At 59.0% G+C, this 25,536-nt stretch carries 28 protein-coding genes; 19 read left to right on the top strand and 9 right to left on the bottom strand.

Annotated features, from left to right (window positions below; all coding sequences use genetic code 11):
* Positions 1–130: 130 nt before the first annotated feature.
* The 7 genes from PHX60_RS12640 (at position 131) to PHX60_RS12610 (ending at position 5,118) form a co-directional block, all read left to right on the top strand.
* Positions 131–1,306 carry an MFS transporter gene (locus PHX60_RS12640; protein WP_300078367.1) on the top strand — a complete coding sequence of 392 codons (1,176 nt, stop codon included), beginning with the start codon at positions 131–133 and terminating at the stop codon, positions 1,304–1,306.
* A 116-nt stretch (positions 1,307–1,422) separates the two neighbouring features.
* Positions 1,423–1,959 (top strand): single-stranded DNA-binding protein, encoded by a 537-nt coding sequence (ssb, locus tag PHX60_RS12635; RefSeq protein WP_300078274.1) that lies wholly within the window; start codon positions 1,423–1,425, stop codon positions 1,957–1,959.
* 79 nt (positions 1,960–2,038) lie between these two features.
* Positions 2,039–2,302 (top strand): c-type cytochrome, encoded by a 264-nt coding sequence (locus PHX60_RS12630; RefSeq protein WP_300078271.1) that lies wholly within the window; start codon positions 2,039–2,041, stop codon positions 2,300–2,302.
* A 129-nt stretch (positions 2,303–2,431) separates the two neighbouring features.
* Complete coding sequence (locus PHX60_RS12625; protein WP_300078268.1) at positions 2,432–3,016, top strand: alpha/beta fold hydrolase; 585 nt, start codon at positions 2,432–2,434, stop codon at positions 3,014–3,016.
* Positions 3,016–3,831 carry a ParB/RepB/Spo0J family partition protein gene (locus PHX60_RS12620; protein ID WP_300078265.1) on the top strand — a complete coding sequence of 272 codons (816 nt, stop codon included), beginning with the start codon at positions 3,016–3,018 and terminating at the stop codon, positions 3,829–3,831. Before PHX60_RS12625 ends, PHX60_RS12620 begins: the two co-directional genes overlap by 1 nt.
* Positions 3,832–3,833: 2 nt before the next feature.
* The gene (locus tag PHX60_RS12615; protein WP_300078262.1) at positions 3,834–4,604 is read left to right on the top strand and encodes a class I SAM-dependent methyltransferase; all 771 of its coding nucleotides are present in this window, start codon (positions 3,834–3,836) and stop codon (positions 4,602–4,604) included.
* Between the two features lie 94 nt (positions 4,605–4,698).
* Positions 4,699–5,118, top strand: coding sequence for a BLUF domain-containing protein (locus PHX60_RS12610; RefSeq protein ID WP_300078260.1), 420 nt, complete (start codon positions 4,699–4,701; stop codon positions 5,116–5,118).
* Positions 5,119–5,213: 95 nt separating this feature from the next.
* Here the strand turns inward: PHX60_RS12610 and PHX60_RS12605 are convergent, their stop codons facing one another.
* The 5 genes from PHX60_RS12605 to PHX60_RS12585 form a co-directional block, all read right to left on the bottom strand.
* On the bottom strand, positions 5,214–6,275 hold the full coding sequence (locus tag PHX60_RS12605; protein WP_300078257.1) for a helix-turn-helix domain-containing protein: 1,062 nt from the start codon (positions 6,273–6,275) through the stop codon (positions 5,214–5,216).
* A gap of 119 nt (positions 6,276–6,394) precedes the next feature.
* Entirely contained in the window at positions 6,395–6,637 is a 243-nt protein-coding gene (locus PHX60_RS12600; RefSeq protein WP_300078254.1) for a hypothetical protein, read from the bottom strand.
* Positions 6,638–7,103: 466 nt separating this feature from the next.
* Positions 7,104–8,273: a transposase gene (locus PHX60_RS12595; protein ID WP_300078364.1), complete on the bottom strand. Its 1,170-nt coding sequence runs from the start codon at positions 8,271–8,273 to the stop codon at positions 7,104–7,106.
* Between the two features lie 9 nt (positions 8,274–8,282).
* On the bottom strand, positions 8,283–8,441 hold the full coding sequence (locus tag PHX60_RS12590) for a helix-turn-helix domain-containing protein (protein ID WP_300078251.1): 159 nt from the start codon (positions 8,439–8,441) through the stop codon (positions 8,283–8,285).
* A gap of 106 nt (positions 8,442–8,547) precedes the next feature.
* Entirely contained in the window at positions 8,548–9,342 is a 795-nt protein-coding gene (locus PHX60_RS12585) for an exodeoxyribonuclease III (protein ID WP_300078248.1), read from the bottom strand.
* A 10-nt stretch (positions 9,343–9,352) separates the two neighbouring features.
* Between PHX60_RS12585 and pyrE the strand changes: the two genes are divergently transcribed.
* Positions 9,353–10,060 carry an orotate phosphoribosyltransferase gene (gene pyrE, locus PHX60_RS12580; RefSeq protein ID WP_300078246.1) on the top strand — a complete coding sequence of 236 codons (708 nt, stop codon included), beginning with the start codon at positions 9,353–9,355 and terminating at the stop codon, positions 10,058–10,060.
* Between the two features lie 56 nt (positions 10,061–10,116).
* Positions 10,117–10,842, top strand: coding sequence for a DUF4124 domain-containing protein (locus PHX60_RS12575; RefSeq protein ID WP_300078362.1), 726 nt, complete (start codon positions 10,117–10,119; stop codon positions 10,840–10,842).
* A 41-nt stretch (positions 10,843–10,883) separates the two neighbouring features.
* Here the strand turns inward: PHX60_RS12575 and gatB are convergent, their stop codons facing one another.
* From gatB to gatC, 3 genes are read right to left on the bottom strand one after another with little or no spacing between them, the layout of a single operon-like run.
* Positions 10,884–12,329 (bottom strand): Asp-tRNA(Asn)/Glu-tRNA(Gln) amidotransferase subunit GatB, encoded by a 1,446-nt coding sequence (gatB, locus tag PHX60_RS12570; protein ID WP_300078244.1) that lies wholly within the window; start codon positions 12,327–12,329, stop codon positions 10,884–10,886.
* A 2-nt stretch (positions 12,330–12,331) separates the two neighbouring features.
* The gene (gatA, locus tag PHX60_RS12565; RefSeq protein WP_300078241.1) at positions 12,332–13,831 is read right to left on the bottom strand and encodes an Asp-tRNA(Asn)/Glu-tRNA(Gln) amidotransferase subunit GatA; all 1,500 of its coding nucleotides are present in this window, start codon (positions 13,829–13,831) and stop codon (positions 12,332–12,334) included.
* 6 nt (positions 13,832–13,837) lie between these two features.
* Entirely contained in the window at positions 13,838–14,137 is a 300-nt protein-coding gene (gene gatC, locus PHX60_RS12560; protein ID WP_300078238.1) for an Asp-tRNA(Asn)/Glu-tRNA(Gln) amidotransferase subunit GatC, read from the bottom strand.
* 218 nt (positions 14,138–14,355) lie between these two features.
* Here gatC and PHX60_RS12555 point away from each other — a divergent pair, with 218 nt between their 5' ends.
* From PHX60_RS12555 to PHX60_RS12510, 10 genes are all read left to right on the top strand, one after another.
* The gene (locus PHX60_RS12555; protein WP_091456459.1) at positions 14,356–15,399 is read left to right on the top strand and encodes a rod shape-determining protein; all 1,044 of its coding nucleotides are present in this window, start codon (positions 14,356–14,358) and stop codon (positions 15,397–15,399) included.
* Positions 15,400–15,520: 121 nt separating this feature from the next.
* Entirely contained in the window at positions 15,521–16,453 is a 933-nt protein-coding gene (mreC, locus tag PHX60_RS12550; protein ID WP_300078234.1) for a rod shape-determining protein MreC, read from the top strand.
* Positions 16,453–16,971 carry a rod shape-determining protein MreD gene (gene mreD, locus PHX60_RS12545; RefSeq protein WP_300078231.1) on the top strand — a complete coding sequence of 173 codons (519 nt, stop codon included), beginning with the start codon at positions 16,453–16,455 and terminating at the stop codon, positions 16,969–16,971. Before mreC ends, mreD begins: the two co-directional genes overlap by 1 nt.
* Before the next feature lie 6 nt (positions 16,972–16,977).
* Positions 16,978–18,921 carry a penicillin-binding protein 2 gene (gene mrdA / locus PHX60_RS12540; protein WP_300078229.1) on the top strand — a complete coding sequence of 648 codons (1,944 nt, stop codon included), beginning with the start codon at positions 16,978–16,980 and terminating at the stop codon, positions 18,919–18,921.
* Between the two features lie 363 nt (positions 18,922–19,284).
* Positions 19,285–20,601 (top strand): ammonium transporter, encoded by a 1,317-nt coding sequence (locus tag PHX60_RS12535; protein WP_300078359.1) that lies wholly within the window; start codon positions 19,285–19,287, stop codon positions 20,599–20,601.
* Between the two features lie 10 nt (positions 20,602–20,611).
* Positions 20,612–20,932 (top strand): hypothetical protein, encoded by a 321-nt coding sequence (locus PHX60_RS12530; RefSeq protein WP_300078226.1) that lies wholly within the window; start codon positions 20,612–20,614, stop codon positions 20,930–20,932.
* A 92-nt stretch (positions 20,933–21,024) separates the two neighbouring features.
* On the top strand, positions 21,025–22,152 hold the full coding sequence (locus tag PHX60_RS12525) for an ABC transporter permease (RefSeq protein ID WP_300078224.1): 1,128 nt from the start codon (positions 21,025–21,027) through the stop codon (positions 22,150–22,152).
* A complete protein-coding gene (locus PHX60_RS12520; RefSeq protein WP_300078222.1) occupies positions 22,152–22,946 on the top strand; it encodes an ATP-binding cassette domain-containing protein in 795 nt (264 codons plus the stop codon). The genes PHX60_RS12525 and PHX60_RS12520 overlap by 1 nt, the downstream gene beginning before the upstream one ends.
* Before the next feature lie 19 nt (positions 22,947–22,965).
* Positions 22,966–23,952 (top strand): MlaD family protein, encoded by a 987-nt coding sequence (locus tag PHX60_RS12515; RefSeq protein ID WP_300078357.1) that lies wholly within the window; start codon positions 22,966–22,968, stop codon positions 23,950–23,952.
* Positions 23,953–24,019: 67 nt separating this feature from the next.
* Positions 24,020–24,955 (top strand): AEC family transporter, encoded by a 936-nt coding sequence (locus PHX60_RS12510; protein ID WP_300078219.1) that lies wholly within the window; start codon positions 24,020–24,022, stop codon positions 24,953–24,955.
* A gap of 27 nt (positions 24,956–24,982) precedes the next feature.
* On the opposite strand, the gene PHX60_RS12505 is transcribed toward PHX60_RS12510, so the two are convergent.
* Complete coding sequence (locus PHX60_RS12505) at positions 24,983–25,399, bottom strand: hypothetical protein (RefSeq protein ID WP_300078217.1); 417 nt, start codon at positions 25,397–25,399, stop codon at positions 24,983–24,985.
* Positions 25,400–25,536: the final 137 nt, after the last annotated feature.

The raw sequence follows: 25,536 nt of genomic DNA, 5'->3' as shown, positions 1-25,536 counted from the left end.
ATCGCGGTTTTGGCTGCTGTTGGCTGTTGCTGTCTGTGTTGTCGGGTGTGTTGCCCGCGTCTGAGAACCCACTGTGTCTTCTTCCTCCTCCTCCTCTGCACCGGCTTCGGACAAGCCAGTGCGTATCGCCATGACGGCCTTAGAGCGGCGCTCTAGCACCTCGCTGGCGCTGATTTTTGCCCTGCGTATGCTGGGCCTGTTTTTGGTCTTGCCAGTGTTTGCGATTGAAGCCAGCCATTACCCCGGTGGCGATGACCCGGCATTGGTGGGTTTGGCGTTGGGCATGTACGGCTTAACGCAGGCGTTTTTGCAGTTGCCTTTGGGGATGGCCTCGGACCGCTTTGGGCGCAAGCGCATCATTGTGCTGGGGCTGCTGGTGTTTGCCGCCGGTAGTTTTTTGGCCGCTGGGGCCGATAGCCTGATGGGCCTGCTGTGGGGCCGGGTGTTGCAAGGCGCTGGGGCGGTATCGGCCGCCGTTACAGCCTTGCTGGCCGACCAAACCCGCGATGTGGTGCGTACCAAAGCGATGGCCTTGATTGGTGGCAGCATTGCCTTGATGTTTGCCTTGGCTTTGGTGGCCGCGCCCTTGTTGACACCGCATATTGGGCTGTCTGGTTTGTTTGCCCTGACGGGGGTGTTGGCGCTGGCTGGGGTGGCCGTGGTGTGCTGGTGGGTGCCGCCGGAACCCACACTGCACCAAGAAGCTCCTGCCAAAGGCCGTCTGGCCGATGTGTGGCGGCATCCCGACTTGTGGCGGCTCAATTTGGGCGTGTTTGCCCTGCATACCGTGCAGATGGCGATGTGGGTTGCCGTGCCAGCCTTGCTGGTGCAAGCGGGCTTGCTCAAAGGCGAGCATTGGCAGCTGTATTTGCCAGCGGTGTTGGTGTCTTTTCTGTGTTTGGGCGGCTTGTTTGCGCTAGAGCGGCGTGGCCATTTGCGCGCCGCCTTGCTGGGGGCGATTGCCTTGGTGTTGCTGGTGCAATTGGGCTTAGCTGGGGTAGCAGCCAGTGGCCAGATGCCATCGTTGTGGTTGCTGGGGGCTTTGCTGCTGCTGTTTTTTTGTGGCTTTAATGTGCTGGAGGCCAGCCAGCCCAGTTTGGTGTCGCGTTTGGCACCGGCCGCTACACGCGGTGCTGCGCTGGGGGCCTACAACACTTTGCAATCCTTGGGATTGTTTGCCGGGGGTGCCTTGGGCGGGGCTTTGCTCAAGGCGGGCGGGATGGTTTGCTTGTTTGGCGCTACCTCGCTCTTAACGCTGCTGTGGCTGCTGTGGAGTGGATCCATCCGCATGGCACCGCGCCCCTAAAATTTTAAAAAATAAAGTTTGCACAGGGTAGGCGCATCGGCAGCCAAGCCTTGCTTATACTGCACAATTTGTGCGTTGGGCGCACCGCGCACCCTCTTCTTTCAAGGTCAAGCAGCATGGCATCTATCAACAAAGTGATTATCGTTGGCAACTTGGGCCGTGACCCCGAAATGCGTACCTTCCCTAATGGTGATCAGGTGGCCAATGTTGCTATTGCCACCACTGACAAGTGGAAAGACAAGCAAACTGGCGAGCCCAAAGAACACACCGAATGGCATCGCGTGGTGTTCAGCGGGCGTTTGGCCGAAATTGTCGGGCAGTACCTGCGTAAAGGCTCACAGGTGTATGTAGAGGGCAGCTTGCGTACACGCAAATGGACAGACCAAGCGGGCATAGAAAAATACAGCACCGAAATCCGTGCCGACCAAATGCAAATGCTGGGCAGCCGCCAAGGCATGGGTGACCCCAGCACATCGACCGACGGTGGCTATGGTGCTGATGCCTACGACAACCCGCGCCGCGCTGCACCGGCGGCAGCGCCGCGCATGGCTGCTCCTGCGGCCCGCCCCGCACCAGCCCCGGCCCCTATGGCACCACCCGCACGCCAAAACTCTGATTTCAACAACTTTAGCGACGACGATATTCCGTTTTAGGCATAGCAGTAGGGCAAATATGAAACTCCACACGCTTGTGTATGCCGCTCTGGGCGCTTGCTGTTCGGTGCAGGCCGTCATGGCACAAACCACAACCGATGTGGCTGCCCCGCAAAACATCGGCCAACAGGTGTACCAATCGGTTTGCATCGCTTGCCACGATACTGGGGTGGCCCATGCGCCTAAGTTTGGCGACCGCAGCGCTTGGGAGCCTTTGGTTGCCGAAGGCCAGTCAGTGCTAACCGGCCATGCGTGGGTGGGCGTGCGCGCTATGCCCGCGCCGTCGCCTACATGGCCCGCAATGCCGGTGCAGATTGGCAAGACCCGAATCCGGTCGTCATGAAAAAAATTATCCGGGAGGCCGACCAGCGCTTGATTCAAACCATCAAAGAGCAGCAAGCCATGCAGCGCGAGCTGCACAAACTGGCCAAATGAGCGCGATGGCGCATATTGTGCAAAATCAGCGCCTGCCATGTCCCCCGCATCTCCTCGCATCCTCACCCTGCCCGGTTGGCAAAATTCCGGCCCTGACCACTGGCAAAGCCACTGGGAGCGCCAGCATGGCTACGAGCGCCTAGAGCAGCACGACTGGCAGCGCCCCCTGCGCGGCGATTGGAGCGCCCGGCTGCAAGAAACCGTGCTGGATAGCCCCGGCCCAGTGGTGTTGGTGGCGCACAGTTTGGCCTGTATTTTGGTAGCGTGGTGGGCTGCCCATGCGCCCGAGGCGCGCAACAAAGTGCAAGCAGCGCTGCTGGTAGCCCCGCCCGATGTAGAACGCCCCGATTTGCGCCAGCAACTGCCCGGTTGGGCACCCATCGCCCGCCAACCCTTGCCTTTTCCGTCTCTGCTGCTGGCGAGCAGCAATGATGCTTATGGCAGCAGCCCCCATGCCCAAGCACTGGCCCGAGCTTGGGGAGCTGATTTTGTCAATATGGGCGCGCGTGGCCATCTCAATGCAGACGCAGGTTTGGGAGACTGGCCCCAAGGGCTGGCGCTGCTGCACACCCTGATGGCCAAGGCTGCCAAGGCGCAGAAAAACCAGCTACCACCGCCATGATGCTGCCCCTGACGGAGCTGCTGCCCGGCCCATACCAACCACGCACGCACATGGACGAAGGCGCACTGTATGCGCTGGCCCAAAGCATCCGCGCCCAAGGCATCATGCAGCCGATTTTGGTGCGCCGCCTTCACAATGGCCCGCACGCCGGACGTTATGAAATCATTGCCGGTGAGCGCCGCTTTTGCGCGGCCAAACTGGCCGGATTGGACAGCGTGCCCGTGCTGGTGCGCGAGGTGCCCGACGAAGCCGCCGCAGCGATGGCGCTGATCGAAAACATCCAACGCGAAGACCTCAACCCATTGGAAGAGGCCCAAGGCTTGCAACGCTTGGTGCAAGAATTTGGCCTCACGCACGAACAGGCCGCGCAGGCCGTAGGCCGTTCACGCAGCACCGCCAGCAATTTACTGCGCCTGCTGCAACTGGCCGCACCGGTGCAAACCATGCTCATGGCGGGTGATTTGGACATGGGCCACGCTCGCGCCCTGCTGACGCTGGACAAAGCCACGCAAATCACGGCCGCACAGCAAATTGCCGCCAAAAAACTCTCGGTGCGCGAAGCCGAAGCCTTGGGCCAAAAGTTAGCCCAGCAGGGCCAGCGGGGCACAGATACCAAACCCAACACCCGCAGTAAATCACGCGACCTGTTGCGTTTAGAAGAAGAATTGTCCGACCTGTTGATGGCCCAAGTGCAAGTGCGCGTTAAAAAGCGCGTGCGCCGGGCGGGGCAGTTGGACGATGTGGGCGAGCTGGTGATTGGGTTTGACTCTACCGAAGCCCTCAATGGCCTGATTGAACGTCTACGCGCCGCTTGAACATGTTGCTGCATTTGCCTTGGCCGCTTCCTGCTGTGTTGGCGTGGTCTTCGGGCTGGTTGTTGCTGTTGTTGTTGCAACGGGTGTTGCCACCCTTGTGGGCGCTGGTGTTGGCGATGCTCTGGTGTACGCTGGTCAGTTTGCTGGGAGATAACCTCTGGCGCCGGGTGTTGATTGTGCTGGGCTTTCCGCTGTCGCTGGTGTTGACGGGCATGGCCAGCGTCCCGCAATGGGTTTGGTTGTTGCCGCTGGGTTTGTTGTTGGCGGTGTATCCGCTGCACGCTTGGCGCGATGCGCCGTTGTTTCCCACGCCCACCGATGCCCTGAACCGTTTGCCAGACCATGCTTGGCTAGAGCCAGAGGCCGAGGTACTGGATGCCGGTTGTGGCTTGGGCGATGGCCTGTTGGCCTTGCGCCAAGCCTATCCCTTGGCACGCTGGCATGGCCTAGAGTGGAGCCGCCCGCTGCGCTGGCTGTGCGCGCGCCGCTGCCCGTGGGCGCAGGTGCGCCAAGGCGACATTTGGCAAGAGCCTTGGGGACGCTATGCGCTGGTGTATTTGTTTCAACGTCCCGAAAGCATGGCGCGCGCTTGGGCCAAAGCCCAGGCTGAGATGGCCCCCGGCGCGTGGCTGGTCAGTTTAGAGTTTGCCGTGCCCGATGTGCCGCCCTATGCCCACTACCAGTTAGAAGGTGAGCGGGCCGTGTGGGTCTATCGCATGGGCGATAGGCTGGAATCGCCAGTGCAGCAAAGTGCGCTCAACGTTGAACACTGAAAAAGAAAATCCCCTCAAATAATCAAGGATATTATTTTTAACTGCATTAATCTAAAATGAAAGATAGAGTAATTTAGAATTTTTACCTCAGGAGATGCCAGTGTCTATTAATCAATTGATTTACATTAGCCAAGCTACGCGAAAAATGTCCAGCGAAGACCTGCTCGACATCTTAAAAATAGCCAAAGAAAAAAATCAAAAAATAGATGTCACGGGCAGTTTATTTTACAACGGTGGCTGGTTTTTGCAGGTGCTGGAAGGGCCTTTGAGTACGCTAAATACGCTGTACAAAAAAATTGAAAAAGACCCGCGCCATAAAAATTCGCGCATTTTGTACAATGAGCCAGCAAGCTTCCGAACATTTACCCGTTGGAGCATGAATATGACGAATTTAGATGATAGACAAGCCGATAAATACAATCAACTGGTCGAAATCATCGAGGCAGCCAAAACAAACCGTAAAATTGGTGCTGCATCGCCCGCAGTGACGCTGCTTAAAATATTCAAAGAATAAGCAGTCGTTGCTCTGGTTCCCAAGCCCAACGCTGCCCCACTCAATCGGCCAGCAAAAAATGGGGGTCAAAAAAATGGGGGTCAGACGCTCATTTTTCATTCCAATGCTGTCTTTTGCGCCTTGGCCGCAGCGCGCACCGCCCGCCGCGACACCTTGGCCACCGCGCAAGCCATGTCCAGCGCGGTAAAACCTACCGGCTCGCCGCGCAAAGCTCTGGCAATGATGTTGTCGGCCCAAGCGACACCACAAGGTTGAATTGGCTCCCATTGCGTAGGCTCTGGGCCGCGCCATTGTTCTAACAGGCCAAACAAGCGCGCTTTGGCTTGGGCGCTTTCTTCGGCAGTGACGGGTGGATAGACGGGCGCAGGCGGTTGATAAAGCGGCGTAGCTGGTGCTTGGTTGCTGCTGGCAGCCAGCGTGGCCACCACCGGCAAACGTGGTGGCGGGCGTTGGTTATTGAGCCATGCCGGGTCAAACCCAGCCCAATCGTTGAGCGCCATCACCTGCACCACCCAGCCCAAGGGTTTGCCCAAAGTGGCTGCATGGTCTAGCAATTGTTGGCATTGCAAGGCGTTGGGCAAAGCAGGGCGCTTTTTGGCATGGCGCACCTGTTGCCAAGCCTCTAGCGTGCTTTGATCCTCGGGGCTTTGCAGGGCGGCTAAAAATAAACAAGACGATGAGGAAGATGAGAACACCGGCTGCTGTACCACAGGCGCTGGTTCGGGCGCTGGGGCTTCCGTTATCTTTGTCGGTTCAAATGCGTTCAGTCCGTTCTGGGTGGTGATTTCTGCACTGCGGGCGGAAAAATCACCACCTGTGGCGGCCGAAAACACCACCTCGGTGGATAAATTTTCTGCCAGCGTCGGGGCCAAAGCCGCCTCATTCACGCGGTACACATGCGTGCTGATGCCCGACATTTTGCCGACTTGCAACACGCCCATTTTTTCCAATTGGGCAATATGGCTTTGCACCGTGCGTTTGTGCAGTCCACACAAACGCGCCACCCGCCCCACCGACGGAAAAGCCATGCCGCGCGCATCGTTGTAGTGGTGCAAGATACAAAGCAATACCAATTTGGCCCCGCTGGGCAAAGCACACTGCCAAGCAGCACGGCCCATCCGCAAACTGGCGCGGGTAATAGAAAACATCTCGGACATGGCAAAACCTCTCCGCACAGAGAAAACACAACACACAGGCGCGCAGACGCTGGCCGCCTTAGCAGGCAGTCGTCAAAACAAAGCGCAAGAAGAAGAAAAAAACGCGGGTGCGCGGCGACTTAATGCGCGCGCTGCGTCATGGCGGCAAACAGCAAATCGGTGCTGCCATCGGCGGCAAAACCGGCCAACAATTGCAAACATGGGCGGTTGCGCCACAGCAAAGCGCGTTGGCGTTGTTGGCACCAAGTGCCATTGCGGCTGTGTGCTGGCTCGGCCAGCAAAATTTCTAGTTGCTGCAAAGTGCGTTGCAACACCTGCGCGCTGGGCGGCGCGGTGGATGTGTGGGAGAAGGTGTCAGCCATGATGGCTCCGTTTGGACAAATAATGCAACCTGCCATCTACCGCTTCCGGCAATAGGTGGCAGACCGTGTGAGGTCGGAAGACCGGCAAACGGAACCGGCACGCCCTCAGGAGCGTCCCCACACAGCCCACCATAGCAGGGGCCATGCGCGCAGCATGAGAAACCAAAAAGTCGCGTTCCCTAGGAACAGGGGCGACTACTGCGCCGTTTGAAACCGGGCTTCCGACCCGTATCCCGCTTTTTTTGCGGGACCCCCCAAGTCTAATGGCTAGACCCACCTACGCGCAAGCCCCCGCCTCTGTGCGGAAAAATCGGGGTCAGCATCTCATGGCACAAAAATAAGTCCCAACGAATGAAATCTCCCACAGCTAAACGCAAAGCGTTGTAGCTGGGGTTTCTCGCTTCACCGACCGGTACGCCAAGATGTTGCCAGCTTGACGATTTACCCATGTCTCTACGAGCGTAGGCTAGGTTGCCCCAGCCGGTTTGGAGCATTCCGCCCCTACCTTTTGTTGTTTTATCCTTGCCCGCTTGACTTTCTTCTTGGCTACACCCTCGCCCAGCATCAGGGCTACCCCGCGTTTGACCAGTACCTTGGCGGCGTTGGTGTCGGCGTTGTCGGTGTAGTGGCAGCTTTGGCAAACAAACGCGGCTTGAGAGCGCCGGTTGTCTGGATGAGTGAAGCCACAATGGCTGCACTCCTGCGAAGAATAATGTGCGGGCACTTCGATGCACAGTTTGCCTGCGCGCAGGGCTTTGTATTGTGTGTAAACCTTGATTTGCCCCCAGCCTGAAGCCAAGATGGCGCGGTTGAGTCCGGCTTTTTGCTGGACGTTTTTGCCCGGTTTCTCGGTATCGCCTTTGGCACTGGTGGTCATGTTTTTGACTTTGAGCGCCTCCAATACATACAGCTTGTAAGCAGGGTCTGCTACCAAGGCATGGCTGGTTTGATGGCAAAAATCGCGGCGCAGGTTAGCTGCGTATTGCTGGCATTGGGCTACACGCTGCTTGGCTTTTTTCCAACGCCTTGAACCCTGCATTCTTCGTGCTTGGCGGCGTTGCCAGCGCTTTTTGTGTTTTTCTTGCCGGGTTAAACGCTTTTTTTCTATTGCCCGGAAATCAAAATTTTGCCTGTCGCTGGCGCTGGCCGCCAATGGAATCTGGACACCTCTGTCCAAACCCAGTGTGACGCTGCTCAGTTCAGCGGCGCTGAAGCTGCATAGCCATTGGGTGGTTTCTTCAGCGCTGGGTTCGGCGATGCCATCATCATAGTTGAAAGACACATGCCAGCGCCCGGCATGGATGCTCAAATGGATGGAAGCTGGGGGTAAATAATCACGGTGGGCTGTAAAAGCCAAGCAGCCCAGGGGATGCTTTTTGGTGCCAAGGTGCAGCAGGTGGTGCGTGACTTTTCCGGTCTCATCTTTGATAGGCTCAAAGGAAAACAATTCGCGCGTAAGCCACATCGATTGTTTACCATGCCTAGTCTGGATGGTAGGGCGGCCAGCTAAACCGGCAAAGAAACGGCTGTAAGCCTGCATCCACTTGGCGGCACCATTGCGTAACAGCTGGCTAGGCACCTCCGAGAGCCACGGGGTCAGTTCTGGGTGCTTGAACTGGCTGTATTGTTGGTCTATGGCGGCAAACTACCCAGCATGGTCGAGTGACTTGCGGGCAAAGGTGCGAAAATAGCGGTCTTCTTGCACCTTGGCGTTATAAATAAAGCGCTGGCAACCTATCCACTGCAACAGCACTTTTTCTTGTGCTGGGGTGGGGTAACAACGAAAACGGTTGCCAATTTGCATCGGAGAATTTTATTCCTTATCCAGCAAAAAAGGCACTTTGCAAGTGCCGCTCGCTTGACCCGCACCCTGCCTAGCGGCTAGGGTGGGGAATGCGCTCGCAAGGAGTTCAACCCAAGCCAAAGCCATACTCCACCGTGAGCGGCGCATGGTCGCTAAAACGCTGTGCCTTGTAAACGCTGCTGCTTTGTGCCAGTGCGGCCAGTGCGGGCGTGGCCAGCTGGTAGTCAATGCGCCAACCGACATTGTTGGCCCAAGCTTGCCCTCGGTTGCTCCACCAAGTATAGGCTTCGGCGGTGCTGTCGGGGTGCAGACGGCGATAGACATCCACCAGTCCATCGCGCTCTAGCAGCTGGCTCATCCAAGTGCGTTCTTCGGGCAGGAAGCCGCTGTTCTTCAGGTTGCCTTTCCAGTTCTTCAGGTCTATTTCTTGGTGGGCGATGTTCACATCACCGCACAAAATAAAGTCGCGCTCGGCGCGCAAGCGCAGCAAATGGGGATGAAAGCTGGCCAAAAAGCGGAACTTGGCTTGTTGGCGCTCCTCGCTGCTGGAGCCACTGGGAAAATAGACGCTCAAAATCGAGAGCTTGCGCGTGGGCGTATCAAAGCGCAGTTCAATGCAGCGGCCCTCGGCATCAAACTCTGCGTCACCGTAGCCGATGCGGACCTCGCTGGGTTGGTGCCGGGTATAAATGCCTACGCCAGAGTAGCCTTTTTTCTCGGCATAGTGAAAATAGCCCTGCATTCCTGCCAAAGTATCGAGCTGGCCTTGGACATCAGCGGCTTGCGCCTTGATTTCTTGCACGCAAATACAATCAGCGCGCAGTGACTCCATCCAAGCTTCTAGGCCCTTGCGGGTGGCCGAACGCAGGCCATTGAGATTGAGGCTGGTTAATTTGAACAAGGAATTCCTCATGGTAGTTGGTAGCGCCCCGGCGCAGAACAAGGGCCTTTTGGCACAAGAGTTTGTTGGTTTTGCCGTGCAGTCGGGCGTGTTGCGCTTTGGCGAGTTCAAGACCAAGGCCGGGCGCCTCAGTCCGTATTTCTTCAATGCCGGGCTGTTTGATGATGGGGCCAAAATGGGCCGCCTGGCCGAATTTTATGCAAAGGCCATCTTGGCCAGCGGCATCGAGTTCGATATGGTGTTTGGCCCCGCTTACAAAGGCATCCCCTTAGCCGCCACGGTGGCCGTGGAGCTGGCGCGCCAAGGGCGCAATGTGCCATTTGCCTACAACCGCAAAGAAGCCAAAGACCACGGCGAAGGCGGCACCCTGGTGGGCGCACCCTTGCGTGGGCGGGTGTTGATTGTCGATGATGTGATGTCGGCGGGTACGGCGGTGCGCGAGTCGATTGCATTGATTCAAGCCGCAGGGGCCAGCCCCCATGCTGTCGCTATTGCGCTAGACCGCCAAGAAAAAGCCACCGAGAATGGACAGGATGTAGCGTACAGTGCCGTACAGTATGTGCGCCAGCAACTGGGCTTGCAAGTTTGCGCCATTGCCCAGCTGGCCGACTTGCTGCAATACTTGCAAGCCGGTGGTGGGCCAGAATTGGCCAGCCACCACGAGCGCGTGCTGGCCTACCGCCAGCGCTATGGTGTCAACCAAGGAGCAGACGATTGAACTTAGGCCCCCACTTCCCTACAGGCAGCGCTGTGCGCCGTGCAGTGTTATGGGCCATGCTCGGAAGTGGCTGCTACATACCGTGGGCGCAAGCACAAGCCCCGGTTCCCAATAGCGGGGGCATTTACAGCTGCATTGATGCCCAAGGGCGGCGTTTAACCGCCGACCGGCCCATTCCGCAATGTATTGACCGCGAACAGCGCGAGCTAAGCCCCTTGGGCACGGTGCGCCGCGTGATTGGCCCTACCCTGACTGAGCAAGAGCGCGCCCAGCTAGAAGTCCAGCGGCGCAAAGAACAAGAAGAACGCACCCAACTGGCCGAAGAGCGCCGCCGCGAGCGCGTTCTGCTGGCGCGCTATCCCAACCAAATGGCCCACGATGCCGAACGGGCCGAGGCTTTAACGCAAATTGATTTGGTTACTGCCGCAGCCGTCAAACGCATTGCCGAGCTGCAAGAGCAGCGCAAAGCGTTGGACTTGGAGATGGAGTTTTACCGCAAAGAGCCGAGCAAAGCCCCCATGTCGTTGCGCCGCATGATGGCCGAAAACGAAGCCGATGTGCTAGAGCAGCAGCGCTTTATTGCCAGCCAAGACCGAGAAAAGCGCCGCGTCCATCAGCGTTTTGATATAGAGTTGGCCCAACTGCGCCAACTGTGGCTGGCGCAGCGTGGCCCCCTGATACCCTTGTCGGCCTCATCGGCAGGCGTGGGGGCGGCAGCAGTTGGCAGCCCCCCTCCTCCTTACATGACACCCCGGCCCCCAGCGGTCAGTGCTGCGCCCTAGTCCTGGGACGCAGGCAAGCCACGCCAGAGCGCAGGCCCACATCAGGCCAGCTTGGCCTTGAGCAAGTCATTCACCTGCTGTGGATTGGCTTTGCCTTTGCTGGCCTTCATCACTTGGCCGACCAAAGCATTGAAGGCTTTGTCTTTACCAGCGCGGTATTGCTCTACATTGGCGGCGTTGGCGGCAATCACCTCGTCGATGATTTTTTCTAGTGCGCCCGAGTCATTCATCTGCTTGAGGCCCTTGGCCTCAATCACGGCATCCACCTCGCTGGCCTCGCCACTCCAGAGGGCTTCAAACACCTGTTTGGCGGCATTGTTGCTGATGGTGCCATCACTGATGCGGCCAATCAAGGTAGCCAATTGGGCGCTATTGACTTTGGCGGTGTCGATGCCAATTTCTTCCAGATTCAGGCGGCGCGAGATTTCGCCCATCACCCAGTTGGAGGCCAGTTTGGGCTGGCCACAGGCTTGGGCGGTAGCCTCAAAGTAGGCCGCCATGCCTTGGCTTTGTGTCAGGGTGCTGGCATCGTACTCGGGCAGACCATAGGCCGCGACAAAGCGCGCCGCCATCACGCGCGGCAGTTCGGCCATGTCGGCGCGCACTTGCTCTACCCATTCGGGCGCAATCACCAGCGGTGGTAAATCGGGGTCGGGGAAGTAGCGGTAATCGGCGGCATCTTCTTTGGTACGCATGGCACGGGTTTCGCCCGTGTCGGGGTCAAACAACACCGTGGCTTGTTGGATGGCGTGGCCGTCTTCAATCTGTTCAATTTGCCAGCGGATTTCGTAATCGATGGCCTGCTGCATGAACTTGAACGAGTTCAGGTTTTTGATTTCGCGGCGCGTGCCCAGCGGCTGACCGGGCTTGCGTACCGAGACATTGGCATCGCAGCGGAACGAGCCTTCTTGCATATTGCCATCGCAAATGCCAATCCACGTCACGATTTTGTGCAGCTCTTTGGCGTAGGCCACGGCTTCTTCGGTGCTGCGAATATCGGGTTCGGTCACGATTTCCAGCAGCGGCGTGCCAGCGCGGTTGAGGTCAATGCCAGACTGGCCGATAAAGTCTTCGTGCAGCGATTTGCCCGCGTCTTCTTCGAGGTGGGCGCGTACCAAGCGCACGGTTTTTTTCTCGTCGCCCAAGAAGAACGACACTTCACCGCCTTGCACTACCGGAATCTCAAACTGGCTGATTTGGTAGCCCTTGGGCAAGTCAGGGTAGAAGTAATTTTTGCGCGCAAAAATGCTGCGCGGCGCAATGGTGGAGCCTAGTGCCAAGCCCAGCTCGATGGCGCATTCCACGGCCTTGCGGTTCATGACCGGCAGGGTGCCGGGCAAGGCCAAATCGACGGCGCAGGCTTGGGTGTTGGCTTCGGCACCAAAGGCGGTGCTGGCGCGGCTGAAAATCTTGCTCTGGGTGGCAAGTTGGGCATGGGTCTCGAAGCCAATCACGACTTCGTAGCCTTGGATGAGTTTGGCAGTCACGGTCAGAAACCCTCGGGCTGGCGCAGATGGAAATCAGTGGCTTGTTGCAGGCGGTGCGCTGCGTTGAGCAGGCGTGCCTCTTGGAAGTAGTTGCCAATCAGTTGCAGGCCCACCGGCATTTGGCTGTCGCCAAAGCCTACGGGTACGCTCATACCGGGCAAACCGGCCAAGGAGGCGGGTAGGGTAAAAATATCGGCCAGATAATCGGCCAGCGGGTCGCTGCTGTGTTCGCCCAGCTTCCAAGCCACTGTGGGAGCTACCGGCCCGGCAATCAGGTCGCACTGCTGGAACGCTTGCTGGAAGTCGTCGGCAATCATGCGGCGGATTTTTTGTGCCTGCAAATAATAGGCATCGTAATAACCGTGGCTAAGTACATAAGCCCCGGTCATGATGCGGCGCTTGACCTCATCGCCAAAGCCTTCGGCGCGGGTCTTTTTGTACATGTCTTCCAAGTCAGTGAAGTTTGGTGCGCGGTGGCCAAACTTCACACCATCAAAGCGGCTTAAATTGGAGCTGGCCTCAGCTGGGGCAATGATGTAATACACCGGAATCGACAACTCGGTGCGCGGCAGACTGATGGGCACCAGTTTGGCCCCCAGTTTTTCGTATTCCTTGAGTGCCGCATCCACAGCAGCACGTACATCAGCGGCCAAGCCCTCGCCAAAGAATTCTTTAGGGACACCAATCCGCAGGCCCTGCAAATTGTCGTTCAGGCGGGCGCTAAAGTCTTCGGCGGGCACATCCAAGCTGGTGGAATCGCGGTCGGGGTCCGGGCCACACATGGCCGAGAGCAGCAGGGCGCAGTCTTCGGCGCTGCGCGCCATTGGCCCAGCTTGGTCTAGGCTGGAGGCGTAGGCAATCATGCCGTAACGGCTGGCGCGGCCATAGGTAGGTTTGATGCCGGTAATGCCACAAAACGAGGCTGGTTGGCGAATCGAGCCGCCGGTGTCGGTGCCGGTCACAGCCGGAGCCAAGCGTGCGGCTACCGCCACGGCACTACCGCCCGAGGAGCCGCCGGGCACGCGCGTGGTGTCCCAAGGGTTGCGTACTGGAGCGGGGGCGTTAAAGCCTACCGGGGCCACGGCAGAGTTCTCGTTGGCCGAACCCATTGCAAACTCATCGCAATTGAGCTTGCCCAGCGTCACGGCCCCAGCTTGCGCCAAACGGCTGACCACGGTGGCATCAAAGGGTGACTGGTAGCCCACCAGCATTTTGGAGCCAGCGGTGGTAGGGAAGTCGCGCGTGACAAAAATATCTTTGTGCGCGAGGGGCACACCCTCTAAGGGGCCAGCGCTGCCAGCGGCCAAGCGCGCATCAGCAGCGCGGGCTTGGGCCAAGGTGGCTTCTTCGTTCAGGGCGACATAGGCACCCAAATGCTGGTGGGCGTGGCTACGGGCCAGAAAATGCTGGGCCACTTCGGTGGCGCTAACGTGGCGTTGGCGCAGTTGGGCGGCCAGTGCCGTGACGCTCAGATCGTGCAGGGGGAGGTGGGAGGTGGTCATGCGTGCTTACTCAATCACTTTGGGCACCAAAAACAGGCCGTTTTCTACCGCTGGGGCGCTGCGCTGGTTGGCCTCGCGTTGGTTGCTTTCCGAGACTACATCGTCGCGCAGGCGCAGGGTGATGTCTTGCACCATAGCGACGGGATGCGCCAGCGGCTCCATGCCGGTGGTATCGACGGCGCGCATTTGCTCCACAATGTCAAAAAAGCCGTTAAGCCGGGTGAGCATACGCTCGCCTTCTTGCGGGCTAAGTTCTAGCCGGGCCAGATGGGCGATGCGGCTGATGTCCTGGGGGGTCAGTGCCATAGCGAGAACGTAATCAGAAACCAAAGGTAAACCTGTACTTGCTTTTAAGGGCTTCACAAGCTATTTACAGGGGATGCGGTATTATCCCGCCTTTGCCGCGATACCCTGCCCATCATCGGTCATTGTGCAAAAAAGAGCCACTTTAGACCCCATATACACCCCGTAAACAGCCGGCGACGGTAGGCCGAAGCGCCTGCCGTGCCCGAGAGGATTTTTGAATGTTCGGAGCTTTCCGTCGGTATTTTTCCACCGACTTGGCCATTGACCTTGGCACCGCTAATACCCTGATTTTTGCCCGCGACAAAGGCATCGTACTCGATGAACCCTCCGTCGTGGCCATTCGCCACGAAGGTGGCCCGCACGGCAAAAAAGTGATTCAAGCCGTGGGCCGCGAGGCCAAGGCCATGCTGGGCAAGGTGCCTGGCAACATCGAGGCCATTCGCCCGATGAAAGACGGCGTGATTGCCGACTTTGTCATCACCGAGCAGATGATTAAGCAATTTATCAAGATGGTGCATCCGCGCACGCTGCTCACGCCCAGCCCGCGCATCATCATCTGCGTGCCCTGTGGCTCCACCCAAGTCGAGCGCCGCGCCATCAAAGATGCCGCCGAAGCTGCTGGGGCCACGGCGGTCTATCTGATTGAAGAGCCGATGGCTGCGGGCATTGGTGCTGGCTTGCCGGTGTCCGAGGCTTCTGGCTCGATGGTGGTGGACATTGGCGGTGGCACCACCGAAGTGGGCGTGATTAGCCTGGGCGGCATGGTCTATAAAGGCAGTGTGCGCGTGGGCGGTGATAAATTCGATGAGGCCATCATCAGCTATATCCGGCGCAACTATGGCATGTTGATTGGCGAGCCGACGGCAGAATCCATCAAAAAGACCATCGGTTCGGCCTTTCCCGGTTCCGAAGTCAAAGAGATGGAAGTGCGCGGGCGCAATCTGTCCGAAGGCGTGCCGCGCAGTTTTACCATTTCTTCCAACGAGGTTTTGGAGGCCCTGACCGAGCCACTCAACCAAATTGTTTCTGCCGTCAAAAACGCGCTAGAGCAAACCCCGCCCGAGTTAGGTGCTGACATTGCCGAGCGCGGCATGATGCTCACCGGCGGTGGTGCTTTGCTGCGCGATTTAGACCGCTTGCTGGCCGAAGAAACCGGCCTGCCGGTGCTGGTGGCCGAAGACCCGCTCACTTGCGTGGTGCGTGGTTGCGGTATTGCGCTAGAGCGCATGGGCCGCACGGGCAGCATTTTTACCAGCGAGTGAAAGCCTGGCCTGCCTTGCAGGCCAAGCCCTTTGCGTTAGCATCATGGCCACTGCCTTGGCCGCTTTGTTGCCTGCACCGGTGCGTGCAAGCCAGTGTGGCCCCTGAACAACGGATGTTCCCATGCCCCTTGGCACCTTGGATCGCCGCACACCTTCTTTCATGCGGCAGGGCCCATCGGCCCTTTCGCAGATTATTCTTTACAGCGCTTTGGCCTTGTTTCTGATGGTGGCTGATGCGCGCTGGCGCATGACCGACCCGCTACGCCAATCGGTGGCCGCCGTGCTGTACCCGATACAGTGGCTGCTATTGCAGCCCAAGCAATGGGCCAGCCAGGGCGAAGGTTATTTTGATACCCTAGAGCAGGCCCAAACCGCCGCAGATGCCGCGCGCCAAGAATTGGTGCGCCTGTCGGTGCGCGCCAACCAAGCACAAGAATTGCTGCAAGAAAACGAGCGCCTGCGTAAACTGCTCGATTTACAAGCCCGCCTAGAACCACAAGCCCATGCGGCGCAGATTTTGTACGACACCACTGACCCCTATACGCGCCGCGTGGTGGTCGATCGGGGTTTGGTGCAGGGCGTAGCGCCGGGTTCACCGGCGGTCGATGAGGCCGGGGTGTTTGGCCAAGTCACACGGGTGTATCCGTTTGTCAGTGAAGTGACGCTGTTGGTGGACCGCGAGCAAGCCATACCGGTACTCAATACCCGCACGGGCGCGCGCGGTGTCGCCTATGGTGACCCGGTCGCCAGCCACGGCGGTGGCTTAGAACTGCGCTTTGTCGCCGCCAATGCCGATGTGCAAGAGGGCGATATGCTCTCGACCAGCGGTTTGGATGGTGTCTATCCGGCAGGCTTGCCCGTGGCCCAGGTGGTGCGCGTCGAGCGCCGTGCCGATTCCGCCTTTGCGCGCATTTATTGCAAGCCCTTGGCCAAGGTTGAAGGAGCGCGCCACATTATGCTGATTACCCCGGTGGACAACCTGCCAGCACGCCCACCCGCAGATGCTGGCGGCGCTGCCAATACCGCCCCTGCCCCTGCCACCGGAGCCCACTGATGATTATGCCCCGTGGGCAGGAGCTGCTGCTGCCCGTCAACCCGGTGTTTATTGCCATCACCTTGTTGCTGGGTTTGGTGCTGAACATGCTGCCCTTGGGGCAGCTACTTTGGACCCCCGACATCTTGCTGATTTTGCTGGCCTTCTGGGGCATCCACCAGCCCGAGCGCATTGGCATGGGCATCGCCTTTATGCTGGGGCTGTGCATGGATGTGCAAGAGTCGGCCTTGCTGGGCCAACATGCCTTGGCCTATGCTGCCCTGATGTTTGGCACCAGCTGGGGCCATCGGCGCTTGTTGTGGTTTAAACCTTGGGTACAAGCGCCGCAAATGCTGGGTTTGTTTGCCGGTGTTCATGCCTTGCAGTGGTTGGTGCGCTTCATTTCGGGCAGTGGCTTTGCTGGGCCAGAATTGGCCCTGGCTCCGCTGTTAGAAGCCCTGCTGTGGCCGCTGGCCAGCTGGTTGCTGCTCTTGCCCCAGCGGCGCCCGCCCGACCGTGATGCCAATCGGCCTTTGTAACGCCCCATGACCGAGCTGCGTAACGTAGAGATGGACAGCGCGCGCTTTCGCGCACGCATTTTGGTAATCGGGCTGACCGTGCTACTGGCTTTTATGTTGGTGGTCGCCCGTTTGGTATTTTTGCAAGTGGTGCGCCACGATGATTTGGCCGAGCAGGCCGAGAGCAACCGCACTGCCATTTTGCCCGTGGTGCCCAACCGGGGCCTGATTTTGGACCGCAATGGCGTGGTGCTGGCCACCAATTACGCCGCCTACACCCTGGAAATCACCCCCTCTAAGGCAGGCAATGTGGACAAAACCATCGAAGCCCTGACCGAGATACTGGAAATCCACCCGCGTGACAAGCGCCGCTTTAAGCGCCTGCGCGAAGATTCGCGCAGTTTTGATTCGCTACCCATTCGCACGCGCCTGAGCGATGAAGAGGTGGCACGTTTTGTCGCGCAGCGCTACCGCTTTCCGGGCGTGGATGTCAAAGCGCGGCTGTTTCGCAGTTACCCCTTGGGCGATGTGGCCAGCCACGCCATTGGTTACATAGGCCGTATCAACCAAAGAGAAAAAGAACGCATCGAAGATTCTGAAAACCAAGCCAATTACCGAGGCACCGAATACATCGGCAAACTGGGCATAGAGCAAAGTTTTGAGGCCCAACTGCATGGCATCACCGGCGTGGACCAAATGGAAACCTCGGCGGGTGGGCGCGCGGTGCGCCGCCTCAATAGCTTTCCGGCCACACCGGGCCACACCATTGCCCTGACCTTGGACATCAAGCTGCAAAAAATGGTGGAGGATTTGTTTGGCGAGCGCCGTGGCGCTTTGGTGGCGATTGACCCGCGCAACGGCGAAGTGCTGGCCTTGGTGAGCAAACCCACCTTTGACCCCAACTTGTTTGTCGAGGGCATTGACCAAGAAAATTGGGCCACACTGAACGAATCGATTGACAAACCACTGCTCAACCGCGCTTTGCGTGGCACCTACCCGCCGGGTTCTACCTACAAGCCGTTTATGGGCTTGGCGGCCCTAGAGACCGGCAAACGCACCCCAGGCAGCATCACCCACGATGGCGGCTCTTGGACTTTTGGCGGCCACACCTTCCGCAGCCACGGCGACCACGGCTTGGGTGCAGTTGATTTGTACCGCAGCATTGTGCAATCGAGCAACGTTTATTACTACCAACTGGCCAATGACATGGGCGTGGATGCCATGCACGACTTTATGAAGCCTTTGGGCTTTGGCCAACTCACGGGCATTGATTTAAACGGCGAGTTGCGCGGCGTGTTGCCTAGCCAAGAGTGGAAACGCAAAACCTACCGCCGCCCCGAACAAAAAAAATGGTACGCTGGCGAGACCATCTCTTTGGGCATTGGTCAGGGTTACAACAACTTCACCATGTTGCAATTGGCCTATGCCACGGCCACCTTGGCCAACGGCGGTACCCAATACCGGCCCCATTTGGGCATGGCCACCATTGATGCCGTCACGCGCGAGCGCCGCCCGATTGAGCAGCCCGCGCCCGCGTCTATGGGTTACAAACCCAGCCACGTAGAGGCCGTGCGCCGCGCGATGGTGGGCGTGACCCAAGGCGGCACCTCAACGCGCGTGTTTGCCGGGGCGGGCTATGTTTCGGCGGGCAAAACCGGTACCGCCCAAGCCGTCACGATTGGGCAAAAAGACAAGTACAACGCGGCCCGTTTGCAAGAGCGCCAACGCGACCATGCGCTCTACATTGCTTTTGCGCCGGCAGACAACCCCCAAATTGCGGTGGCCGTGATTGTAGAAAACGCCGGTTTTGGTGGTGCCCACGCCGCCCCCATTGCGCGGCGCGTGTTTGATTATTGGTTGCTGGGCCAGTACCCGAGTGAACAAGACATGGCCGCTATGCGTAAAGGCCAAGCGATGGCCCCGATAGGCCAGCCACGCGCGGTGGCTGATATTAGTTTGCCCGAGCGCTAAGGCAGCAGCAGGCAGGCAAGGGGCAGGCAAAAAAAAAGACACTGACCATTAAAGAATCAGTGCCTTGCAAGGGGGGCGCATCTCATGGCGGATGCTTAAAAAATATGGTTGTGGCTTTGTGGTTTGTCTCCTCGGCCCCTCGTCTGGCGCATCGTAACGCGCCGTTGAGTGCCGTTAATGTAGCCGTTTGCACCGCTGCGGTGCATAGGGGGTTTCCCTGCCCCCGTTCTGGGGCATGGGTGGGCGCACAGCTGCTGGTGCAAGCTGGCATGGCTTGTGCAGTAGCCAAGGCACTACATCCACGCAAAGAGAACCATGCCAATGCCAATCCAACGATACAAGGGCTACAAGGGCGCACTGACCATGCTGTGGGCACTCGGGGCGCTACTGGCTTGGGGCAGCGCTGCCAGCGCACAAACTTCCGCCCCAGCACCCGTGCGCCCGATGCTGGTGGCGCAAGATACTTTGCACGCTGCCGATACGGTCTGGGTGCTGGTGTCCACCGCATTGGTGCTGCTGATGGCTTTGCCGGGCATTGCGCTGTTTTATGCGGGCATGGTGCGGCGCAAAAACGTACTCAACACGATGGCCAGTGTGTTGGGCATTGCCAGTGTGGTCAGTTTGCTCTGGTTTGCAGTGGGTTACTCGTGGGCGTTTACGCCGGGTTCGGCTTGGTTGGGCGGGGATGCGCGCCTGTGGTTTGCGGGTCTGGATTACCAAATCAGCAGTGGCCAAGTGGCCGTGAGCCACATTGCACCGCACATTCCGGAATCGGTGTTTTCGATGTTTCAGCTGGCGTTTGCCATCATCACCGCCACCTTGATTGTCGGGGCGCTGGTGGAGCGGATGCGCTTTTCAGCCCTGCTGTTGTTTATGTCGCTCTGGACGCTGCTGGTCTATGCCCCGATTGCCCATTGGGTCTGGGAGCCGGGTGGTTGGTTGGCGCGCATGGGTGCTTTGGATTTTGCGGGCGGTGCGGTGGTGCATATCAACGCGGGCGTGGCCGGTTTGGTATGTGCGTGGTTTTTGGGGCCGCGCCGAGGCTATGGCCGCGAAGCCTTTGAGCCTTACAACTTGGGCCTGACGATGGTTGGGGCTTGTTTGCTCTGGGTGGGCTGGTTTGGCTTCAATGCGGGTTCGGCGTTGTCGGCGGGTGGGCGCGCTGGCTTGGCTTTGGCTGTCACGCACATTGCAGCAGCAGCGGGTGCCGTGGCGTGGATGCTGGCCGAGGCCGTGGTGCGTGGCCGTGGCTCTTTGCTCGGCCTGTGTTCGGGCTTGGTGGCCGGGCTGGTGGCCATTACCCCGGCGGCAGGTTTTGTGACCCCGGCAGCTGCCTTGGTGATTGGTGGCGTGGCGGGTTTGGCCTGTTATTGGGGTGCTACCGGGCTGAAACGCCTACTGCGTACCGATGACTCTTTAGACGTGTTTGGCGTGCATGGCATTGGCGGCATCGTCGGGGCCTTGCTCACCGGGGTGCTGGCCGATAAATCCATTGGGGGTGTAGAGGGCAGTTTGCTCACCCAAACGTTGAGCGTGTTGGCCGTGATGGCGTATAGCTTGGTGGCTACCGCGCTGCTGTTGTGGTTGACGCGCTTGGTGGTGGTTGATTTGCGGGTGGATGTGCAAGATGAACAGACGGGCTTGGACATCTCTTTGCACCGCGAGCGTTTAGGCAGTTAAGGAATTGAATATGCACGATACCGAAACCATCGACACCGTGGCCATCGCCGCGCATCTGCATGTCTTGTTGCGGCGCAAAACCGGCCGCGTTACCGATACCGAGTGGATGGCATGCAATGCCGAATACGCCCAAGAAATAGTCCGTTTTGCCCGCGAACGCGCCCGGCTAGAGCATCTGCCCGAGCTGGCTGATTGGGCGCAGCGCCTAGAGCAAGCCCTGCGCCAAACACAGGCCGCCCCCATAGTCCAGCAGCCACTGCTACATCGCGCAGAGCCGGACATGGCAGCACCCGCACCGATAGCACCACGGTATGTAGGCGGCATTCGTTAATGGGGGCTGCTGGAGGTGGAAGCAGCAATGGCGGTACTATCTAGCCTGTCCATTTGCTTCTGTTGGGCCGACTTGGCCTTTTTTGCCCATCCATGTCTGACGCGCTGCCCTGCTTGCAACCCACCCACAGCCCCGAAGGGGTTTGGCTGCAATTGTCTGGCCGTTGGGGTGCCGCAGAACTGGGCGAGCGCCAACAATGGCACGCCTTATCGCGCCAGCTGGCCCAGTATCCGGCCAGCGCCAGCTTAGGCTGGGATTTGCGTGCCTTGGACTGGCTAGACCATGTGGGCGCGCAGCTGCTGTGGAACCACTGGGGCCGCACTTGGCCACAGCGCTTGCAAGTGCAAGCGCAGCACCGCAGTTTGCTAGAGCGCGCCGCCCAATACAGCACCCAGCCACCACCCGCCCCGCCGTGGCGCTTGGCGGACCAAATCGACCGCCTCGGGGTGCTGGTGCTGCATGGCTTGGACCACGCCCGGCACCTGCTGCAATTGGTGGGGCAATTGCTGCTCGATAGCCTGTATTTGTTGCGCCACCCCTACCGGGCACCGTGGCGCGATGTCTCGGGGCATTTGTACCGCATGGGGGCGATGGCGCTACCCATTACCGCGCTGGTGGGTTTTTTGATTGGCGTGGTGCTGGCCTACCTGATGAGCCTACAACTGCGCCAGTTTGGGGCCGAAGCCTTTATCGTCAACATTTTGGGGATTTCTTTGATTCGGGAGCTGGGGCCGATGCTGGCAGCTATTTTGGTGGCTGGGCGCTCAGGCTCGGCCATTACCGCCCAAATTGGCGTGATGCGCGTGACGGAAGAGCTGGATGCCATGCGCGTGATGGGTATCCCGCACGGTTTGCGTTTGGTTTGGCCGCGCGCGCTGGCCTTGGCCATTGCCATGCCTTTGATTGCCGTTTGGACCACGTTGGCCGCGCTGGCCGGTGGCATGTTGGCCGCTGATTTGGCCTTGGGCATCTCACCGGGTTACTTTTACCAAGCCCTGCCCGCCGCAGTGGGTGTGGCCAATTTGTGGCTGGCACTGGCCAAATCGGTGGTGTTTGGCACCATGATTGCCCTGATTGGCTGCCATTGGGGCCTGCGCGTAAAACCCAATACGCAAAGTTTGGGCGAAGGCACCACGGCCTCGGTGGTCACAGCCATCACGATGGTGATTATGGTCGATGCCCTGTTTGCGGTGCTGTTCAAAACCGTGGGCTTTTCCTGATGTTGACCGCCACTCCAGCAGCTGCCCCGGTGGTACGCATAGACCGCCTGTGGAGCATTTTTGGCAAGGGCGATGCCGCTTTCAGCGTACACCAAGATTTGGATTTAACCGTGCAGCGCGGCGAGATGCTGGCGCTGGTGGGTGGCTCGGGCACCGGCAAAACGGTGTTGTTGCGCCAAATTTTGGGTTTAACCCAACCTGCCCGTGGCAGCGTGACAGTGCTAGGCCGCCCGGCACACGAGTTGGGCGGTAGAGGGGCAGCCAGCCGGGTGGGCATGTTGTTCCAGCATGGGGCGCTGTTTTCGGCCTTCAATGTCTTGGATAACATCGCTTTTGCCTTGCGTGAGCAAGGCACCTTGCCCGCTGCGGTGGTGCGCGATGCCGCGATGGTCAAGCTGCAAATGGTGGGCCTCAAACCCGAACACGCTACCCGAATGCCGGCCGATTTGTCGGGTGGCATGATTAAACGGGTGGCACTGGCGCGCGCCCTCATCATGGACCCGCCCTTGTTGCTGCTCGATGAGCCTACTGCTGGGCTAGACCCGCATGGCTCGGACGAGTTTTGCGCCTTGGTGCGCCAGTTGCAAGCCCTGCTGGGCATCACGATGGTGATGGTGACGCACGATTTAGACACCCTGTTTGCCCTGTCTAGCCGCGTGGCGGTACTGGCCGAGAAAAAAGTGATTGTGACAGGCCCCCCTGCCGAGGTGGCGCGCTTTCATCATCCTTTTACCGAACAATTTTTTCAGGGTGAACGCGGTCGCCGTGCGATGGCACCCGTGCAAGCCCCATAGAAGCCCCATAGGAGTCATGATGGAAAACAAAGCCCATGCCGTAGCCGCCGGGCTGTTTGTGCTGATTGTCGCGGCCTTGGTGGCCGGTTTGGGCATGTGGCTCACGCGCGACACCGGCAATTACCACAGCTACGAACTCTCTAGCCGTGAGGGCGTGAGCGGCCTGCAAGAGCAAGCGGCGGTGCGTTACAAAGGTGTGGCCGTGGGCAAAGTGACCAAAATTGGCTTTGACCCCCAAATCAGTGGCAATGTGCTGATTCGCATCGCCGTGCATGAAACCACCCCATTAACCCCTAGCACCTTTGCCATCTTGGGCTACCAAGGCGTGACGGGGCTGGCCTATGTGCTGCTCGACGATGCGGGCGAAGCCCAAGCCACCTTACCGGCTGGCCCCAGCGGTTTGCCACGTTTGCCGCTACGCAACTCGCCGTTTAGCCAACTGGCCGACCAAGGCCAAGCCATTTTGGGGCGCGTAAACGAAGCGGTGCAGCGCATCAACCAATTGCTCAACGATGACAACCAGCAGCGCATTAGCACCGCCTTGGGCCATTTGGGCCAAGCAGCAGGCAGCATTCACACCTTGGGGCAGCGCCTCGATGCCACCGTGAGCCAACGGCTAGACCCCGCCTTGGCGGCTTTGCCCCCTTTGGCCCGAGACTTTAGCCAGACTTTGCAGCTGCTACAAGGCACCAGCAGCGCCGTCACGGGGGCGGCCCGTGCTTGGGGGCACACTGCCGGGCAACTCAACGCCCCAGGCGGGGCCTTAGAGCAAGCCACGGTGGGCGCGCAAGCCCTCAACCATGCCATTGACCGCTTTAACCACGGCACACTGGCCCACATCGAGGGGGTCAGTGACGATGCCGCCCACGCAGCGCGCCAGTTGGGTGGCGTGGCGGCCAAGCTCAATGACAACCCGCAAGCGCTGATTTACGGGGCTGGCCCGGCCGTGCCCGGCCCCGGCGAGCCGGGGTTTGTGGCCCCCGTGGTGCCGTTGGCCCAACCTTAAATAATCTTGAACACCCGCACCACTGCCATGCCCGCAGCACAGGGCAGGCACTGCTACGCTGGCTGCCATGCTGCAAATTTTGTCCCTGACCACCCCTATTTACCTCATCATTGCCTTGGGCTTTGCCTGTGTGCGTGCTGGTGTCTTTAACCGTGAACAAATGGGGGTGCTGGGGCAGTTTTTATTGCGTATCAGTCTGCCATGCCTGATTTTTCGGGCCATTTCGCAGTATCGGCTAGACGAAGTGCTCAACCCCGGCTATTTGGCAGTTTATGTGTCGGGTTCTTTGTTGGCTTGGTTGGGCGGCTTTGCCTATGCGCGTTGGTATTGCCGACATGGCCGTAGCCGCAGTGCGCTGTATGGGCAGGCGATGGCAGCCTCCAACAGCGTGTTTGTCGGTTACCCGATTGCCCAGCCGTTGTTGGGGCCTGCGGCCGATATTGCCCTGCCGCTGTGCCTACTGACCGAGGTGGCGGTCATCATCCCCCTGACGATGGCGCTGGCCGATGCCAGCGAAGAGGTGCGCTGGCAACAGTCTTTGCTGCAATCGTTGCGGTCTTTGTTCAAAAGCCCGGTGTTTTTGGCTATCTTGGCTGGACTGGCGTGGTCGGCCAGCGGATGGACCGTCTTGGCCCCCGTGCAAAAAACCCTGACCCTGCTCAGCAGTGCCGCTGCTCCGGTAGCGCTGTTCATGATTGGCGGCATGTTGGTCGGCCAGCCTTTGCGCGCTGCCGGGCAAGATTTGGGCGTGCTGGCCGCCGGCAAACTGCTGCTGCACCCACTGGCGGTGCTGCTGATGTTGTGGCTTTGGCCCGGCTTTGACCCACGCCTGCAAGTGGCCGCACTGGTGTTTGCCTGTATGCCGATTCCGGTGCTGCTGCCGGCCTTGGCGCAGCGCTACGGATTGGCTGGTTTTTGTTCTGCTGCCTTGGTGGTGGCCACGGTGCTGTCGTTTGTCAGCTTGAACACTTGGCTGGCCATCATGCCGTTCCTAAAACCATAGACAAATATGCCTAAGCCCCAAAAGGACTCAGAAAGGCACATCGCCCAGTACGTCAGCCGAACCGTTTTGCTGGCGATTCGCACCACGGGATTGCGCCGTGGAAGACCAGAAAGCACACAATGGCTGCATTGCTGGAGCCAAAGGTGATGGTGATTTTTGATGATCACCATGCCGGTAATGCGCTACATGCGCTGCTTTAAGGTTTGTGCGAACTTTTGACCAAAACGACCACACATGCTTTGCGCGATTCCTTACAGGTAGCTCAAAGGTGACATGACCGCCATTGGCTACAGGCACAACGCCTACAGCCACCGCCGAACGCTCAGACAAACCCAAACCTCTGCGGGCGATAGCAATAGCCGCGCCCTGATGAACCGAAAATCCTTTTGTTTGCGCGTAATTGACAGCGCCAATCACTGACGTATAAGCTGGGTTGACCTCCATCACCTCAACCCCGGCTTTGTTGCACAAATCCCCCGACCAGCAGGTAAGCTAACGTCCCATGAGTGAAGTCGCACCCGCCAAGACCCGCTACAAAACCACCAACTGGCCCGAGTACAACGCCGCCTTGAAGGCCCGCG

Origin of the sequence: Giesbergeria sp., from assembly GCF_028686475.1 — a bacterium.
Lineage (GTDB): Bacteria > Pseudomonadota > Gammaproteobacteria > Burkholderiales > Burkholderiaceae_C > Simplicispira.
This window is presented reverse-complemented; position numbering and strand designations above follow the sequence as displayed.

Coding starts and splice junctions, on each gene's coding strand:
- PHX60_RS12590 (WP_300078251.1), bottom strand. CDS start 8,441: ATGCAAATTGGCAACCGTTTTCGTTGTTACCCCACCCCAGCACAAGAA.
- mrdA (WP_300078229.1), top strand. CDS start 16,978: ATGACCGAGCTGCGTAACGTAGAGATGGACAGCGCGCGCTTTCGCGCA.
- PHX60_RS12530 (WP_300078226.1), top strand. CDS start 20,612: ATGCACGATACCGAAACCATCGACACCGTGGCCATCGCCGCGCATCTG.
- PHX60_RS12640 (WP_300078367.1), top strand. CDS start 131: ATGACGGCCTTAGAGCGGCGCTCTAGCACCTCGCTGGCGCTGATTTTT.
- PHX60_RS12535 (WP_300078359.1), top strand. CDS start 19,285: ATGCTGTGGGCACTCGGGGCGCTACTGGCTTGGGGCAGCGCTGCCAGC.
- PHX60_RS12605 (WP_300078257.1), bottom strand. CDS start 6,275: ATGTCCGAGATGTTTTCTATTACCCGCGCCAGTTTGCGGATGGGCCGT.
- PHX60_RS12620 (WP_300078265.1), top strand. CDS start 3,016: ATGCTGCCCCTGACGGAGCTGCTGCCCGGCCCATACCAACCACGCACG.
- PHX60_RS12525 (WP_300078224.1), top strand. CDS start 21,025: ATGTCTGACGCGCTGCCCTGCTTGCAACCCACCCACAGCCCCGAAGGG.
- PHX60_RS12505 (WP_300078217.1), bottom strand. CDS start 25,399: ATGGAGGTCAACCCAGCTTATACGTCAGTGATTGGCGCTGTCAATTAC.
- PHX60_RS12625 (WP_300078268.1), top strand. CDS start 2,432: ATGTCCCCCGCATCTCCTCGCATCCTCACCCTGCCCGGTTGGCAAAAT.
- PHX60_RS12630 (WP_300078271.1), top strand. CDS start 2,039: ATGGCACAAACCACAACCGATGTGGCTGCCCCGCAAAACATCGGCCAA.
- PHX60_RS12610 (WP_300078260.1), top strand. CDS start 4,699: ATGCCAGTGTCTATTAATCAATTGATTTACATTAGCCAAGCTACGCGA.
- PHX60_RS12555 (WP_091456459.1), top strand. CDS start 14,356: ATGTTCGGAGCTTTCCGTCGGTATTTTTCCACCGACTTGGCCATTGAC.
- PHX60_RS12600 (WP_300078254.1), bottom strand. CDS start 6,637: ATGGCTGACACCTTCTCCCACACATCCACCGCGCCGCCCAGCGCGCAG.
- ssb (WP_300078274.1), top strand. CDS start 1,423: ATGGCATCTATCAACAAAGTGATTATCGTTGGCAACTTGGGCCGTGAC.
- PHX60_RS12510 (WP_300078219.1), top strand. CDS start 24,020: ATGCTGCAAATTTTGTCCCTGACCACCCCTATTTACCTCATCATTGCC.
- pyrE (WP_300078246.1), top strand. CDS start 9,353: ATGGTAGTTGGTAGCGCCCCGGCGCAGAACAAGGGCCTTTTGGCACAA.
- PHX60_RS12515 (WP_300078357.1), top strand. CDS start 22,966: ATGGAAAACAAAGCCCATGCCGTAGCCGCCGGGCTGTTTGTGCTGATT.
- PHX60_RS12575 (WP_300078362.1), top strand. CDS start 10,117: ATGCTCGGAAGTGGCTGCTACATACCGTGGGCGCAAGCACAAGCCCCG.
- gatC (WP_300078238.1), bottom strand. CDS start 14,137: ATGGCACTGACCCCCCAGGACATCAGCCGCATCGCCCATCTGGCCCGG.
- PHX60_RS12520 (WP_300078222.1), top strand. CDS start 22,152: ATGTTGACCGCCACTCCAGCAGCTGCCCCGGTGGTACGCATAGACCGC.
- gatA (WP_300078241.1), bottom strand. CDS start 13,831: ATGACCACCTCCCACCTCCCCCTGCACGATCTGAGCGTCACGGCACTG.
- PHX60_RS12615 (WP_300078262.1), top strand. CDS start 3,834: ATGTTGCTGCATTTGCCTTGGCCGCTTCCTGCTGTGTTGGCGTGGTCT.
- mreD (WP_300078231.1), top strand. CDS start 16,453: ATGATTATGCCCCGTGGGCAGGAGCTGCTGCTGCCCGTCAACCCGGTG.
- mreC (WP_300078234.1), top strand. CDS start 15,521: ATGCCCCTTGGCACCTTGGATCGCCGCACACCTTCTTTCATGCGGCAG.